Raw genomic sequence first — 14,870 nt, forward strand, 5'->3', positions numbered from 1 at the left:
CGTCGAGTCGTCCGACCACGGGCGCTCCGCGTCGTGACTGGCTCCGCGTGACGACCGTTCGTCGACTCGTCCGACCACGGGCGCTCCGCGTCGTGAGTGGGCTCCGCGTGACGACCGTTCCTCGAGTCGTCCGACCACGGACCGGACCGACCGCCCGGCATACGTCCGGCGCGACGATCGCGGCAGCAGCACCGACCGCCGCCCCAGCACCGACCGCGCGGCATACGACCGCCCGCGCCGTGACGAGCAGACCTCGACGAGGCCGCGCCACGAGCCCAACCGCGACTGGGCGCCCCGCGACAAGCGCGTCACCCGTGAGCCGAGCAACACCCGCTGGGAGCGCGACGACCGCGGTGGTCAGGAGCGCGGCCAGGAGGCCGAAGCCGAGCGGATGGAAGCCGACTCCTGGACCAAGTCCTCGCGTCACGCCATCAGCGACAGCCCGGTCGAGGTCGCTGCCGACAACGGTTTCACCGCCCTCGGGCTGCCCGAGCGGCTCGTCGAGCGGCTCGCCCGCGACGGCATCACGACGCCGTTCCCGATCCAGACCGCGACGATCCCGGACGCCCTCGCGGGCCGTGACGTCCTCGGCCGGGGCCAGACCGGCTCCGGAAAGACCTTGGCCTACGGCCTGCCGACCCTCACCCGGCTGCTCGCGGAGGCCCCTCGTTCGGCGCCCCGTCGGCCCCGTGCGCTCGTCCTCGTGCCGACCCGCGAGCTGGCCATGCAGGTCTCCGACGCGCTCGAGCCGCTCGTCCACGTCATGGGCCTCACGCACAAGCTCGTCGCCGGCGGCCTCAGCTACACCACCCAGATCAACGCCCTCAACCGCGGCGTCGACCTCCTCATCGCCACCCCCGGTCGGCTGAACGACCTCATCGAGCGCGGCGCGGTCGAGCTGCGGGACATCCGTGTCATCATCCTCGACGAGGCCGACCACATGGCCGAGATGGGGTTCCTGCAGGAGATCGGGGCGATCCTCGACGGCATTCCGGAGGGCGGCCAGCGGCTGCTCTTCTCGGCCACGCTCGACCGCGGCATCGACACCATCGTCCAGCGCTACCTCACCGACCCGGTTACGCACTCGACGGACGACGCCAAGGCCTCGGTCACGACGATGGAGCACCACGTGCTCCTCATCGACCCGATGCACAAGAAGGTCATCACCGCCGAGGTCGCCAACCGCGAGGGCCGCACCCTCGTCTTCATGCGCACCAAGCTGGGCGCCGACCGCGTCGCGCTGCAGCTGCGCGAGCAGGGCGTCATGGCGGCCGCGCTGCACGGCGGGCTGAACCAGGGTGCGCGCAACCGCGTGCTCGGGGCCTTCCGTGACGGGACGCTCCCCGTGCTCGTCGCCACCGACGTCGCCGCTCGCGGCATCCACGTCGACGACGTCTCGGTCGTCCTGCAGGTCGACCCGCCGGCCGACCACAAGGATTACCTCCACCGCTCGGGTCGCACGGCCCGCGCCGGCGACCGGGGCACCGTCGTCACCCTCGCCCTGCCGCACCAGCGCAAGGGCATGGAGCGCCAGCTGCTCGAGGCCGGCGTCGACGCGGTGCCGACCAAGGCCGTCCCCGGTGACGCGGTCCTCGCGGCCACGGGCGCGACCCCGCCGAGCGGCATACCAGTGCCGGAGGAGTCCTTCCGTCGTCTGCTCGAGGGGCCGCCGAAGAAGAGCTTCGGTGGGTCCCGCGGTCCGCGGTCCGGTGCCAAGGGCGGCTTCCGGCCGCACCACGGTGGACCCAGCCGCGGCTCGGGCGACGGGCGCCGCGAAGGCCGTCCGGAGCACCGCTCCTCCCGCTGACCTGCGGCTCGCTGAGCAGCAGCACCGACCGACGGCTCCGGTGTCCCGGGATGGGACACTGGAGCCGTGGCGTCCGACTCGGAGTTCCTCGCGGGGCGGCTGCTCGTCGCCACCCCGCAGATCGACGTGGGCACCTTCCGCCGTGCGGTCATCCTGCTGCTGCACCACAACGAGGGCGGCGCGCAGGGTGTCATCCTCAACCAGCCGCTCGAGGCCGACATCGACGCGGTCCTGCCCGGCTGGAAGTCCGTCGCCACCGTCCCCCAGACGGTCTTCCGCGGAGGTCCCGTCGAGCTCGACTCGGCGATCGGGCTGGTCACCGTCCCCGGTGACGATCCCGAGCCGATGGGCGTGCGGCACCTCTTCGGGGGGCTCGGTCTCGTGGACCTCGACGCCCCGCCGAGCCTGGTCGCCCCGGAGATCGCCGGCATGCGCGTCTTCGCCGGGTATGCCGGGTGGTCACCAGAGCAGCTCGAGGACGAGGTCCGCCGCGGTGACTGGTACGTCGTCGACCACGAGGCCCGAGACGCCTTCTCCGGAGAGCCCGAAGGGCTGTGGGAGCGCGTCCTCCGCCGGCAGGACGACGACCTCAAGCTCGTCGCCAGATATCCCGACGACCCGTCGATGAACTGACCCGGCGCCCGCCCAGCCCCCCGAACCGGGAGGCAGCGAACAGGAGGAGCGATGCCCCAGCCCTACAACGAGTCCTGGGTCGACAAGCAGATCCGCAAGGCCCAGGAGCGGGGCGAGTTCGACAACCTGCCGGGGCACGGGAAGCCGCTGACCAACCTCGGTGACCCGAACGACCCGGACTGGTGGGTCCGCGACCTGGTCCGTCGCGAGAACCTCGACATGACCGGGGCCCTGCCGGGTCCGTTGGCGCTGCGCAAGGAGGCCGCCGGGTTCCCCGAGAGCCTGGCCGACGTCCGGACGGAGGCGGAGGCGCGCGAGATCCTCGACGACTTCAACCTGCGGGTCCGGGCGGACCGGCTCCGGCCGGCGTTCGGCGCGCTGCCGCCGCTCCTGGCGCGGACGGTCGACATCGACGAGGTCCTCGAGGGCTGGCGGGCGCTGCGGGAGCAGGCTGCGGCCGAGCGAGCCGCCGCAGCGGCGCTGGCCGCCCCGCCGCAGCCGGTCCGCCGCCGGTGGTGGTGGCGCCGCGACGCCTGACCCGCCGCTTGCGTCCGCCCCCGCTTGCGTCCGCACGGAGGGGACACCGGTGTCGCGTCCGCGCGGACGTTGCGGCTCGGCTCCTGCTGCGGTGGGCACGCGGCATAGACTGGGGCCATGAGCACGCAGATGCCCGAGGACCCGTTCGCCGTCCCCCAGCTCGAGCCGAGCGGGCCGCGGACCCGGACGACCGTCCTCGAGCGCGAGCAGGTCGAGGAGGAGCTCACCGAGCCGGGCGACCACGAGCGCTTCAGCCACTACGTGCGCAAGGAGAAGATCCTCGAGAGCGCGCTGTCCGGGGACCCGGTCGTCGCGCTCTGCGGCAAGGTCTGGGTGCCCGGTCGCGACCCGCAGAAGTTCCCCGTCTGCCCGACCTGCAAGGAGATCCACGCCGGTATGCGGCCGCCGGGCGACGGCGAAGAGTAGACCTCCTGGAGGCGCGCCGCCAAACGGGGTCGATCGACTGGTCGCGTTGTGGGACAACGCCATCCGCGCGCCGTGTCGCCGTCTCGGCAGGCCATCAGGACGGGTTAGAGTCGCACTCCTATGAGCACGTCGGCCGCCTCCCACCTCCCTCCAGCCTTCCCGGGACGGGCGGCCTGGGGGACGGCCGAGAAGCTGCGTGCGTGGCAGGAAGCGGCGCTCGCGGCATACCTGCGTGATGAGCCACGCGACTTCCTGGCCGTGGCCACGCCCGGCGCCGGGAAGACCACCTATGCCCTCCGGCTCGCGACCGAGCTCCTCCGTCGCGGCATCGTCGACCGGCTGACCGTCGTCGCCCCGACCGAGCACCTCAAGACCCAGTGGGCCGACGCCGCCGCCCGGGTCGGGTTGTCCCTCGACCCGAAGTTCTCCAACACGGCGGGCCGGCACAGCGACGACTACCAGGGCGTCGCCCTCACCTACGCGCAGGTCGCCGCCCGCCCGGGGCTGCACCGGCAGCTCACCGCGGCCACCCGCACGCTCGTGGTGCTCGACGAGATCCACCACGGCGGCGACAGCAGGTCGTGGGGCGACGCCATCCGCGAGGCGTTCGACGGGGCCACGCGGCGACTGTCCCTCACCGGCACGCCGTTCCGGTCCGACACCTCGCCGATCCCGTTCGTCCGCTACGAGATGGACTCCGCCGGCATCCTCACGTCGGCGGCCGACTACACCTACGGCTACGCCGAGGCGCTGCGCGACGGGGTCGTGCGCCCGGTCCTCTTCCTCGCCTACGGCGGCAGCATGCGCTGGCGCACCCGGGCCGGCGACGAGGTCTCGGCCACCCTCGGCGAGCCGCTCACCAAGGACCTCACGGCGCAGGCCTGGCGGACCGCCCTCGACCCCAAGGGCGAGTGGATCCCGTCCGTGCTGACGGCGGCGGACAAGCGGCTGACCGAGGTCCGGCGCCACGTCGAGGACGCCGGCGGCCTCGTGATCGCCTCCAACCAGACCCAGGCCCGCGCGTATGCCGCGATCCTCGCCGACCTGACGGGGGAGAAGCCCACCGTGGTGCTGTCCGACGACGCGGGCTCGTCCCGGCGGATCGAGGAGTTCGGCGCGAGCACCTCGCGGTGGATGGTGGCGGTCCGGATGGTCTCCGAGGGAGTCGACGTGCCCCGGCTCGCCGTGGGGGTCTACGCCACCTCGACCTCCACCCCGCTCTACTTCGCGCAGGCGGTCGGCCGGTTCGTCCGCGCCCGGCGACGTGGCGAGACGGCCTCGGTGTTCCTGCCGTCCGTGCCGGTCGTGCTCGACCACGCCGCGCGGCTGGAGGAGCAGCGCGACCACGCCTTGGACCGCACCGGGCTGACCGACGTCGCCTCGATCTGGGCCGAGGAGGAGGGGATGCTCGTGGAGGCCGAGCGGCCGCGTGACGAGGCCGGTGTGAACGAGCAGGAGTTCGAGGCGCTGGAGTCGGACGCCCACTTCGACCACGTGCTCTTCGACTCCCAGCAGTTCGGCCTGCACGCGAGCATCGGCTCGGACGAGGAGCAGGACTACCTCGGCCTGCCGGGGCTGCTCGAACCCGACCAGGTGACCACGCTGCTGCGGGCGCACCAGTCGAAGCAGTCGTCGCGCAACCCGGCCGCGGCCGCGCCGGTGGCCGCCCATCGGGCGCTCGCGGCGCAGCGCAAGGAGCTCAACGCGCTCGTCGCGGCATACGCGCGCAAGAAGTCGGCGCCCCACGCCATGGTGCACAGCGACCTGCGCAAGACCTGCGGCGGACCGACGCTCGAGGCCGCGAACACCGAGCAGGTCGCTGCCCGGATCGAGAAGATCCGGCTCTGGCTCGTCGGTCGGCGCTGACCCCTGTCCCTTTATCGGGGGACCCGATAAAGGGACGGTCCGCGGGGGAACGGTTCTCACGCGAAGCGCCCCTTTGTCGGGGTGACCCGACAAACGTTCGTGCCTCGCGGCGCCGGGATGCGACCACCGGCGGTGAGACCGGTCCGGGGGTGGGTGGTGTCAGGAGGTCCGGTCCGCAGCGAGGACGAGGGGGAGCGATCGGAGCTCGATCCGGGTGGCGAGGGAGATCGCGGTCGCTGCCCTGATCACGTGCGTGTCGTCGACGACGAGGTCGATGACGCGCTGCAGGTCGGGGTTGTCGCGTGCCACCACCCGGACGAGCAGGTCACCCGTGCCGGTGATGGTGTGGGCCTCGAGCACCTCCGGGATCGCCGACAGGTGCTCGACGACGGGGGCGTGCCCCCGACCCTGGCGGATCTCGAGGGTGCAGAAGGCGGTCACGGGATAGCCCAGCGCCGCAGGGTCGATGCGCGGCGCGAAGGAGCTGATGACCCCCCGGGTGATGAGCCGCTCGAGCCGGGCCTGGACGGTGCCGCGGGCGACGCCGAGCCGCCGGGACGCCCCGAGCACGCCGACGTCGGGCGCCTCGGTGAACAGCTGGAGGATGCGCACGTCGAGGGCGTCGATGGCCCTCTCCGATGACGACATGGACACAGTGTCCGACACGGAGGGGGTTCAGGGCAACAGTGTGTGCACTCTGACCAGACATCCGCGGGCCGGTTGACCAGCCGCAACACCTGGGCCACCCTCAGCAGATGACCGACACGATGCCGACCACTACCCGCGCCGCCGCGACCCTGCTGACCGACCAGGAGCGCCAGGCGCAGCTGGACGTCGACCAGCTCAAGCAGCTCGTCGGGCTCGTCGACTACGACGAGGCGCGCGACGTCTTCCCCGTCACCGGCTGGGACGCCATCGTCTTCGTCGTCGGCAATGCCACCCAGACCGCGCACTACTACCAGTCGGCCTGGGGCATGGAGCTCGTGGCCTACAGCGGGCCGGAGACCGGCAACCGCGACCACCACTCCTACGTCTTGGTATCCGGGTCCATCCGGTTCGTCGTCAACGGCGCGGTCGACCCCGAGAGCCCCCTCGTCGCCCACCACGCCCGGCACGGTGACGGGGTGGTCGACATCGCCCTGGAGGTGCCCGACGTCGACCGCTGCATCGCGCAGGCCAGGCGCGCCGGCGCGACCGTGCTGCGGGAGCCGGAGGACCTGACGGACGCGGACGGCACCGTGCGCATCGCCGCCATCGCGACCTACGGTGAGACCCGGCACACGCTCGTCCAGCGCGTCACGGGCGGCCCGGGCGCCACCGCGGCGTACGCCGGTCCTTACCTCCCGGGCTATGTCGCCCGGACCAGCCAGATCGTGCGGCGCGCGGGGCAGCCGAAGCGGCTGTTCCAGGCCCTCGACCACATCGTCGGCAATGTCGAGCTCGGCCGGATGGACGACTGGGTGGGCTTTTACAACACGGTCATGGGCTTCGTGAACATGGCCGAGTTCATCGGCGACGACATCGCGACCGACTACTCGGCGCTGATGTCCAAGGTCGTCGCGAACGGCAACCACCGGGTGAAGTTCCCGCTCAACGAGCCGGCGATCGCGAAGCGGAAGAGCCAGATCGACGAATACCTCGAGTTCTACCGCGGCCCCGGCGCGCAGCACCTCGCGATGGCGACGAACGACATCCTCGGCTCTGTGGATGCGTTGCGGGACAACGGGGTCGAGTTCCTCGACACCCCGGACTCCTACTACGAGGACGCCGAGCTGCGCCGTCGGATCGGTGAGGTCAGGGTGCCGATCGAGCAGCTGCGGAGCCGCGGCATCCTCGTCGACCGCGACGAGGACGGCTACCTCCTCCAGATCTTCACGAAGCCGCTCGGCGACCGGCCGACGGTGTTCTTCGAGCTCATCGAGCGGCACGGCTCGCTGGGGTTCGGCAAGGGCAACTTCAAGGCCCTCTTCGAGGCGATCGAACGTGAGCAGGACCGTCGCGGCAACCTCTGACGTCCGTATGCCGGCCCGTCCCCCTCGCGGGGACCGACCGGCATACGGCCAGCGTCGCTGATCTCAGCGGGTGCTCGCGCCCTTCTTCTGCCCGAGCCGGGCGTTCCGCTTTCCGTAGCCGAAGTAGATGACGAAACCGATCGCCATCCAGACGACGAAGCGCAGCCAGGTCTCCAGGCTGAGGTTGGTCATGAGGTAGACGCAGGCGAGCGCCGACAGGACCGGGACCACCGGTGAGAAGGGGACCGTGAACGGTCGCTCCATCTCTGGCCGGGTGCGACGCATGATCGGCACGGCGAGGGAGACCACGACGAAGGCGAAGAGCGTGCCGATGCTCACCATGTCGGCGAGGGTCTTCAGGGGGACCAGGCCCCCGAGGATCGCCACGAGGACGATGGTGCCGAGGGTGATCTTCCAGGGCGTGCCCCACTTCGGGTGGATCGCCGCCACGCTGGGCGGCAGGAGGTGGTCACGGCCCATCGCGAAACCGATCCGGCCCATCGCGATGATGTCCACGAGGATGACCGAGGTCAGGCCGCAGACCGCCGCGATCGAGATGAGGGCGCTCGCCCACCCCATACCGACGCTGTCGAAGGCGCTGGCGATCGGCGAGCTCTCGTTGATCTGGCTGTACCTCTGCATCCCCGTCACGACGAAGCTGACCCCGACGTAGAGCACCGTGCAGAGGGCCAGGGTGCCGAGGAGGCCGATCGGCAGGTCCTTCTTGGGGTTGCGGGTCTCCTCGCCCATGTTGGCCACCGCCTCGAAGCCGGTGTAGGCGAAGAAGACCACCGCCGCCGCGGTGAGGACGCCGGCAAACCCGAACGCGGTCGGCTGGATGCCGAAGAGCGCCTGGCTCAGCGGTTGCGTGAGTCCGCTGGTGCCCCCCTCCACGGGCCGCGACGCCGGGATGAAGGGGGTGAGGTTGGCGCCCCTGACGAAGAAGGCGCCGAGGACGATGACGAAGATGCAGACGACGACCTTGATGACGACGAGCACGTTGGTGACCCGTGCCGACTCCTTGACCCCCACGAGGGCGACGGTGCCGAGGACCACCGTGATCAGGATCGCGCCGATGTTGACCGGGGCCTTCTCGGTGAACAACGCCGGTGGGAGGTCGAAGAGGTTGGCGAGGTATCCGGACCACCCGCGAGCGACCACCGCTGCTCCCAGGGCGAACTCGAGGATGAGGTCCCACCCGATGATCCACGCGAAGACCTCGCCGATCGTCGCGTAGGCGTAGGTGTAGGCGCTGCCGGCCGTGGGGACGGTGGACGCCATCTCGGCGTAGCAGAGGGCCGCGAGCAGGCTCACCACCCCGGCGACGACGAAGGAGAGCACGATGCCGGGCCCGGCGTGGTTCTTGGCCTCGATGCCCGTCAGCGTGAAGATGCCGGTGCCGATGACGATGCCGACGCCGAACCCCATGAGGTCCTTGGCGCCGAGGTTCTTGCGGAGCGTGCCGTGCTCCTGCGCGAAGTCCGCGTCGTCGGCCTGCTGGGCGAGGATGTCCTCGACGGGCTTGATGCGCAGGGCACCGGTACGGGGCGGTTTTTCGCTCATCCGCAGCACGATACGACCGGTTGGTCCGTTCGGCACTCCGGGGCCCGGTCGTCCATGGGCGGGGGCATCGGGTCGCAACGGCGGGTCCTTCGGGGGCGGCCACTTATGCTCGAGGCATGAGCCAGCGCCCCGGGTGGTACGACGACCCCCACGACCCCACGCACCTGCGATATTTCGACGGGGTCATCTGGACCGAGAACCGGGCGCCGAAGACGTCGCCCACGGCGGCCCAGTCGACCATCGGGCACGCCCAGCAGGTGCCGAGGGGGGCCACGGGTCCTGTCGTCACGGCTCCCCAGACCGGTCAGCAGCAGCCGCCGTCCCTCACCAAGCCGCCGGCCCAGGGGCAGCCACCGGCCTACGGGCAGCCACCGGCCTACGGGCAGCAGCCTCCGTACGGGCAGCAGCCGCCCTACCAGGGCTACCTCGGAGCCGGGGTCAAGACGACTCCCGACGGCGTCCCGCTCGCGAGCTGGGGACAGCGCCTCGGTGCCTACCTGCTCGATGCGGTGATCACGGGGGTCATGTCGGCGATCCTCGGGTCGTACTGGCTCATCCAGTTCCTCCGGTGGTACTCCACCTACATCGACAGCATCATGCAGTCGTCGGCGAACGGGGGTCCGGTCATCGTGCCCGGCACGGCAAGCGTCACCGGCGCGGTCATCAGTTACCTCTGGCCCTACACCCTGGTCAGCATCGTGGTCGTGGTCTTCTACCAGGTCCTGTTCCTGACTCGGAAGGGCGCGACCCCCGGCAAGATGGCACTCGGGATCCGGGTCCGCCTTCGGGACCGGCCGGGTCACCCCTCTGTCTCCGTGGTCCTCAAGCGCCTCATCATCCCCGTCCTGGCCAGCGTGCCGGTCCTCAGCTACGTCACCGGCGTCGTCTCGCTGCTCGACCTCCTCTGGCCGCTGTGGGACGAGAACCGGCAGGCGCTGCACGACAAGCTTGCCGGGACCAACGTCGTCCTGAAAGACCCTGGGGGTCGCTGACGCGGGTTTGGTCCGGCTGCGGTGCGGACTCGAGTGGCGGTCAGACGGCCGGGACCACGCGCCCGACGACCTCTGCCACCCCGATGCGGCTGGCGTCCGGCCCCGGAGCCCAGGCGGTCATGGTCACGACGTCACCGTCCTCGAGGAAGTCGCGCGTCGTCCCGTCGTCCAGGGTGATCGGCTCCGTCCCGCCCCAGCTCAGCTCGAGCAGCGAGCCGCGAGAGCCCTTTTCCGGTCCGCTTATCGTCCCGGAGCCGAGGAGGTCGCCGTCACGCAGGCTCGCGCCGTTCACCGTGAGATGGGCCAGCATCTGCTCGGGCGACCAATGGAGCTCCCGGGCGTGCGGAGTCGACACGACGGTCTCGTTGACCCGCACCTCGAGGTGGAGGTCGAGGCCCCGCGCCACCTGCTCGCCCCGCAGGTAGGGCAGCGGGAGGGGGTCCGCCTGGCCGGGCACGCTCACCCTGGCGCCCTCGAAGGCCGCCATCGGGGTGACCCAGGCGGAGATGCTCGTGGCGAAGGACTTGCCGAGGAACGGCCCCAGCGGCACGGACTCGAAGGCCTGGATGTCACGGGCGCTCCAGTCGTTCAGCAGCACCACGCCGAACAGGTGGTCGGGTGCCGCGTCGAGGTCCACCCGGGTGCCCCGGGTCGTCGCCCCGCCGACGACGAAGCCCAGCTCGGCCTCGATGTCGAGGCGGGTGCTGGGGCCGAATTCCGGTGGCGCACCCACGGATCCCCTGCGCTGACCGTGCGGGCGCACGACGTCCGTGCCGCTGACGACGACGGTTCCGGCGCGGCCGTGGTAACCGATCGGCAGGTGCATCCAGCTCGGCGGCAGACCAGGCGAGTCGGGGCGGAAGATCCGGCCGACGTTGCGCGCATGGTGCTCGGAGGCATAGAAGTCGACGTAGTCGGCGACCTCGATCGGCAGGTGGAGCACGGTGTCGGCGAGCGGGATGAGGTGTGGCGCGATGGCGTCGCGATAGGACGGGTCGGTGAGCACCAGGACGAGCCAGTCGCGGCCACTCGCCCACGCGTGCGGCCCCAGGGCGAGGAAGGCGTTGAGGCTCGGCGTGAGCCAGCAGGCACCGGATTCCATCCCCGCCTGCTCGGCCGCAGCACCAGCGTCGAGGACGAGGTCCCCGATCCGCACACCCACCCGGCGCTCGGGGTTCGCGGTCGTCGAGACGATGCCGTATGGGAGGGTGTGAAGGCCGAAGGGATGGTCATCGGGGACGTCGAGCCACGTCGTGTCTGGCACGCGCGTCACGGTACTGCACAGCGCGTCACGGTACTGCACAGTCGGCCACACCGTCGGGACAAAGGAGCTCAGACCCATGGCGCACTACCAGCGAGTGGGCTCGGTGCCACCGAAACGGCATACGCAGCACCGACGCCCGGCCGGTCGTGGCCAGCAGGGCGAGCTCTACTACGAGGAGCTGATGGGCGAGGAGGGCTTCTCGTCCGACTCGTCGCTGCTTTACCACCGCAGCATCCCCTCGACGCTGTCCGCGGTCCGCGAGTGGTCGCTGCCCGACCTGGCCACGACGCCGAACCACCCTCTCCAACCGCGGCACCTGCGCCTGCACGACCTCTTCGACGCAGCCGCCGTCCGCCGGACCGACGTCGTCACCGGCCGCCGGCTGGTGCTCGGCAACGGCGACGTGCGCATCTCGTATGCCGTGTCGGCACGCCCGAGCCCGTGGTACCGCAACGGGATCGGTGACGAGTGCGTCTACGTCGAGCGCGGCCGCGCCCGGGTCGAGACGGTGTTCGGGGCCTTCGACGTGGCCGCGGGCGACTACGTCGTCATCCCCCGGGCGACGACCCACCGGTGGCTCCCGAAGCGGTCGCCGAAGGACCCTCTCCGCACCTACTGCATCGAGGCCAACAGCCACATCGCCCCGCCGAAGCGGTATCTCAGCACCTACGGCCAGCTGCTCGAGCACGCGCCCTACTGCGAGCGTGACCTCAGGCTGCCCGCGGGCCCGCTGCTCGCGGAGGACGTCGGCGCGTCGGCAGGGGAGGAGACCGAGGTCTTCATCAAGCACCGGGGCACCGGGCCGTCGGGAGTCGTGGGGACGGTGCACACGCTGCCGTTCCACCCGCTCGACGTCGTCGGCTGGGACGGCTGCCTCTATCCCTACGTCTTCAACGTCCGCGACTTCGAGCCGATCACCGGCCGGGTGCACCAGCCGCCGCCGGTCCACCAGGTCTTCGAGGGCGGCAGCTTCGTCATCTGCAACTTCGTCCCCCGCAAGGTCGACTACCACCCGCTCGCGATCCCGGTGCCCTACTACCACTCCAACGTCGACAGCGACGAGATCATGTTCTACGTCGACGGCGACTACGAGGCGCGCAAGGGCTCGGGCATCGGCAAGGGCTCGATCTCGGTGCACCCCGGCGGACACCCCCACGGCCCCCAGCCCGGCGCGACCGAGGGCTCGATCGGGATCGACCACTTCGACGAGCTCGCGGTCATGGTCGACACCTTCCGCCCGCTCGACCTCGGCGAGGCCGGCCGGGCCGTCGACGACGGGACCTACGCGCTGTCGTGGTCGCGGGGGTCGCGGGGGTCGCGGGGGACGTCCGACCCGTCCGCCACGTCCTAGTCAGCCGGCGGCTCACGGTGGCGACCGTCGGAGGCGGCGAGCGGTTCCGACTGACGGTGCTGGGCACGACGGACCTCCACGGAAACGTCTTCAACTGGGACTACTACCGGGGCGTGGAGTACGACGACGCCGTCCACAACGACATCGGGGTGGCCAAGGTGGCGACCCTCATCAAGGCGATCCGAGCCGAGCGGGGCGCCGACCACTGCCTCACCATCGATGCCGGCGACACCATCCAGGGCACGCCGCTGGCCTACTACTACGCCCGGGTCGAGCCGATCGGCGGCGCGGTCGTGCATCCCATGGCGACCGCGATGAACGCGATCGGCTACGACGCCGCGGCGCTCGGCAACCACGAGTTCGACTACGGGCTCGACCTGCTGCGCACCTTCGAGCAGCAGTGCGAGCACCCGCTGCTGGCTGCCAACGCCGTCGACTGGGAGACCGGCACGCCGATCTTCCCGCCGTGGGTGATCAAGACCGTTCAGGTCCCCGGTTGCTCGCCGGTCAGGGTCGGGATCCTCGGACTGGTGACGCCGGGTGTCGCGATCTGGGACAGGGCCCACGTCGAGGGGACAGTGAGATTTCCCGGGATCGTCGAGCAGGCCACGGTGTTCGTGCCGCGCCTCAGGGAGGCCGGGGCCGACGTCGTCATCGTCTCGTGCCACTCGGGCGCCGACACCTCGTCCTCCTACGGCACCGCGCTGCCCTCACCCGAGAACGCGAGCAGCCTGCTCGCGCAGGAGGTTCCGGATATCGACGCGATCCTCGTCGGCCATGCCCACGTCGAGATCCCGCAGCGCCGAGTGGTCAACAGGATCACGAAGAAGACGGTCCTGCTCAGTGAGCCTGCCTGCCGAGGGACGCGGGTCAGCGTCATGGACCTCGACCTCGAGAAGGACGACGGACGCTGGCAGGTCACCTCCTCCCAGGCCACCACCCTCAACTCCAACACCGCGCCCGAGGACGTCGAGGTGGCCGCGCTCATCCGCCCGGCGCACCAGAAGGTGCTCGCCTACGTCAACGGCGTGGTCGGCTCCTCGAGCCAGGCGATGTCGGCGGCGACCTCGCGCTACGAGGACACGGCGGCGATGGGCTTCATCGGCCACGTCCAGGCCCGCGCGGTCAAGGCGGCCCTCGCCGGGTCGCCCGAGGCCGATACCCCCGTCCTGTCGATCGTGGCGCCCTTCAACAGGGCCGCGGCGATCCCCCGGGGCGACGTCACGGTCCGCGACGTCGCCGGCCTCTACCTCTACGACAACACCCTGGTCGGGATCACGTTCACCGGGGCGCAGGTCCTGGCCTACCTCGAGTTCTCGGCCGCCTACTTCCGGCAGGTCAGCGGCACCGGCCCGTTCGCGCCGCCCGATCTCACCAACGCCGTGACCCCGACCGCGCCGAACGGCACGCCGGACTACAACGACGACGTCCTGAGCGGCCTCGATGCACCGCTCACCTACGACATCGATATCGCCGAGCCGGTCGGCTCACGGATCACCGACCTCGCGTATGCCGGGTCGCCGGTTGCGGCGGATGACCGGTTCACGATCGCCGTCAACAGCTACCGCCAGAGCGGTGGCGGCGGCTTCCCCGGTGTGACCACCGCCCCGGTCGTCTACGACGCGCAGGTGGAGATCCGCCAGCTGATCATCGAGTGGGTCACGCGCCACGGCACGGTCGACCCGAGCACGTTCTCCGCAACGAGCTGGAGGCTCGTCTCCGGTGGCGTCCCGATCACCATCACCCCCTGACCGGCCACCACCCCTCCAACACGTGGAGGGGACCTTCTCCTCGCTCCTGATCGGTCACCTCTCACGATCGGACGACCGGAGTGCCGTCGAGCTCGACGCCGGCCTCCGCGAGCTGGGTCAGCGCCCGGTCGGTGGTGTCGCGACCGACCCCGGCGGTGAGGTCGAGCAGCACCCGGGTGGCGAGGCCCTCGGCCGCCGCGTCGATCGCCGTCGCGCGCACGCAGTGGTCCGTGGCGATACCGACGACGTCCACGGCGTCGATTCCCCTCTCGCGCAACCACGCTGCGAGACCGACCTGCTGGCCCGACTTCGCGGCATACCCCTCGAAGCCGCTGTATGCCGCGGCCTCCCGACCCTTGCGGAAGACCGCCTCGGCGGCGGCGATCGCGCCCGCAGCCGCCGGGTGGAAGTCGGCGCCCGTCGTGCCGATCCGGCAGTGCACCGGCCAGGAGTCGACGAAGTCGGGCCGCTCCGAGAAGTGCTTCCCTGGGTCGTGGTGCCAGTCGGCCGTGGCCACGACGGCCGCGTAGTCGCCCGCGTGCGCGGCCACGTGGTCACTGATCCGCGCGGCCACGCCGGCGCCGCCGGCGACGGCGAGCGAGCCGCCTTCGCAGAAGTCGTTCTGGAGGTCGACGAGGACGAGCGCCCGGCGGGTCTCAGCGGTCATG

General features: G+C 71.1%; 13 protein-coding genes. 9 read left to right on the top strand and 4 right to left on the bottom strand.

Translation table 11 applies throughout. The features are described from left to right. Window positions 1-391 precede the first annotated feature (391 nt). The 5 genes from Q0R63_RS18930 (at window position 392) to Q0R63_RS18950 (ending at window position 5,269) form a co-directional block, all read left to right on the top strand. A complete protein-coding gene (locus tag Q0R63_RS18930; RefSeq protein ID WP_366521174.1) occupies window positions 392-1,807 on the top strand; it encodes a DEAD/DEAH box helicase in 1,416 nt (471 codons plus the stop codon). Window positions 1,808-1,873: 66 nt separating this feature from the next. Then, window positions 1,874-2,440 carry a YqgE/AlgH family protein gene (locus tag Q0R63_RS18935; protein WP_295700834.1) on the top strand — a complete coding sequence of 189 codons (567 nt, stop codon included), beginning with the start codon at window positions 1,874-1,876 and terminating at the stop codon, window positions 2,438-2,440. Between the two features lie 51 nt (window positions 2,441-2,491). Continuing rightward, window positions 2,492-2,977 carry a DUF1992 domain-containing protein gene (locus Q0R63_RS18940; protein WP_295700837.1) on the top strand — a complete coding sequence of 162 codons (486 nt, stop codon included), beginning with the start codon at window positions 2,492-2,494 and terminating at the stop codon, window positions 2,975-2,977. A 117-nt stretch (window positions 2,978-3,094) separates the two neighbouring features. Continuing rightward, complete coding sequence (locus tag Q0R63_RS18945) at window positions 3,095-3,403, top strand: DUF3039 domain-containing protein (protein WP_295700839.1); 309 nt, start codon at window positions 3,095-3,097, stop codon at window positions 3,401-3,403. 120 nt (window positions 3,404-3,523) lie between these two features. Further along, window positions 3,524-5,269, top strand: a complete 1,746-nt coding sequence (locus Q0R63_RS18950; protein WP_295700842.1) for a DEAD/DEAH box helicase — start codon at window positions 3,524-3,526, stop codon at window positions 5,267-5,269. Window positions 5,270-5,428: 159 nt separating this feature from the next. Here Q0R63_RS18950 and Q0R63_RS18955 read toward each other — a convergent pair whose 3' ends face one another. Then, window positions 5,429-5,917, bottom strand: a complete 489-nt coding sequence (locus tag Q0R63_RS18955; protein ID WP_295700845.1) for an Lrp/AsnC family transcriptional regulator — start codon at window positions 5,915-5,917, stop codon at window positions 5,429-5,431. 107 nt (window positions 5,918-6,024) lie between these two features. Between Q0R63_RS18955 and hppD the strand changes: the two genes are divergently transcribed. Further along, a complete protein-coding gene (gene hppD, locus Q0R63_RS18960) occupies window positions 6,025-7,281 on the top strand; it encodes a 4-hydroxyphenylpyruvate dioxygenase (RefSeq protein WP_295700849.1) in 1,257 nt (418 codons plus the stop codon). Window positions 7,282-7,344: 63 nt separating this feature from the next. Here hppD and Q0R63_RS18965 read toward each other — a convergent pair whose 3' ends face one another. Next, the gene (locus Q0R63_RS18965) at window positions 7,345-8,844 is read right to left on the bottom strand and encodes an amino acid permease (protein WP_295700851.1); all 1,500 of its coding nucleotides are present in this window, start codon (window positions 8,842-8,844) and stop codon (window positions 7,345-7,347) included. Window positions 8,845-8,960: 116 nt separating this feature from the next. Here Q0R63_RS18965 and Q0R63_RS18970 point away from each other — a divergent pair, with 116 nt between their 5' ends. Then, window positions 8,961-9,836 (top strand): RDD family protein, encoded by an 876-nt coding sequence (locus tag Q0R63_RS18970; RefSeq protein ID WP_295700854.1) that lies wholly within the window; start codon window positions 8,961-8,963, stop codon window positions 9,834-9,836. A gap of 40 nt (window positions 9,837-9,876) precedes the next feature. Here Q0R63_RS18970 and fahA read toward each other — a convergent pair whose 3' ends face one another. After that, the gene (gene fahA, locus Q0R63_RS18975; protein WP_295700857.1) at window positions 9,877-11,100 is read right to left on the bottom strand and encodes a fumarylacetoacetase; all 1,224 of its coding nucleotides are present in this window, start codon (window positions 11,098-11,100) and stop codon (window positions 9,877-9,879) included. A 76-nt stretch (window positions 11,101-11,176) separates the two neighbouring features. On the opposite strand from fahA, the gene Q0R63_RS18980 reads away from it, so the two are divergent. Both Q0R63_RS18980 and Q0R63_RS18985 read left to right on the top strand, forming a co-directional pair. Continuing rightward, a complete protein-coding gene (locus Q0R63_RS18980) occupies window positions 11,177-12,451 on the top strand; it encodes a homogentisate 1,2-dioxygenase domain-containing protein (protein ID WP_295700860.1) in 1,275 nt (424 codons plus the stop codon). Window positions 12,452-12,468: 17 nt separating this feature from the next. Beyond that, window positions 12,469-14,202: a 5'-nucleotidase C-terminal domain-containing protein gene (locus Q0R63_RS18985; RefSeq protein ID WP_295700862.1), complete on the top strand. Its 1,734-nt coding sequence runs from the start codon at window positions 12,469-12,471 to the stop codon at window positions 14,200-14,202. A 61-nt stretch (window positions 14,203-14,263) separates the two neighbouring features. Here Q0R63_RS18985 and Q0R63_RS18990 read toward each other — a convergent pair whose 3' ends face one another. After that, on the bottom strand, window positions 14,264-14,869 hold the full coding sequence (locus Q0R63_RS18990; protein WP_295700865.1) for an isochorismatase family protein: 606 nt from the start codon (window positions 14,867-14,869) through the stop codon (window positions 14,264-14,266). Window position 14,870: the final 1 nt, after the last annotated feature.

It is taken from the genome of Lapillicoccus sp. (genome assembly GCF_025353065.1).
In the GTDB taxonomy this organism is placed as follows: Bacteria; Actinomycetota; Actinomycetes; order Actinomycetales; family Dermatophilaceae; genus Lapillicoccus.

What these genes read in the sequence shown, in the direction of transcription:
- Q0R63_RS18930 (WP_366521174.1), top strand. Translation starts at nt 392, where the DNA reads ATGGAAGCCGACTCCTGGACCAAGTCCTCGCGTCACGCCATCAGCGAC.
- Q0R63_RS18940 (WP_295700837.1), top strand. Translation starts at nt 2,492, where the DNA reads ATGCCCCAGCCCTACAACGAGTCCTGGGTCGACAAGCAGATCCGCAAG.
- Q0R63_RS18945 (WP_295700839.1), top strand. Translation starts at nt 3,095, where the DNA reads ATGAGCACGCAGATGCCCGAGGACCCGTTCGCCGTCCCCCAGCTCGAG.
- Q0R63_RS18950 (WP_295700842.1), top strand. Translation starts at nt 3,524, where the DNA reads ATGAGCACGTCGGCCGCCTCCCACCTCCCTCCAGCCTTCCCGGGACGG.
- Q0R63_RS18955 (WP_295700845.1), bottom strand. Translation starts at nt 5,917, where the DNA reads ATGTCGTCATCGGAGAGGGCCATCGACGCCCTCGACGTGCGCATCCTC.
- hppD (WP_295700849.1), top strand. Translation starts at nt 6,025, where the DNA reads ATGACCGACACGATGCCGACCACTACCCGCGCCGCCGCGACCCTGCTG.
- Q0R63_RS18965 (WP_295700851.1), bottom strand. Translation starts at nt 8,844, where the DNA reads ATGAGCGAAAAACCGCCCCGTACCGGTGCCCTGCGCATCAAGCCCGTC.
- Q0R63_RS18970 (WP_295700854.1), top strand. Translation starts at nt 8,961, where the DNA reads ATGAGCCAGCGCCCCGGGTGGTACGACGACCCCCACGACCCCACGCAC.
- Q0R63_RS18980 (WP_295700860.1), top strand. Translation starts at nt 11,177, where the DNA reads ATGGCGCACTACCAGCGAGTGGGCTCGGTGCCACCGAAACGGCATACG.
- Q0R63_RS18990 (WP_295700865.1), bottom strand. Translation starts at nt 14,869, where the DNA reads ATGACCGCTGAGACCCGCCGGGCGCTCGTCCTCGTCGACCTCCAGAAC.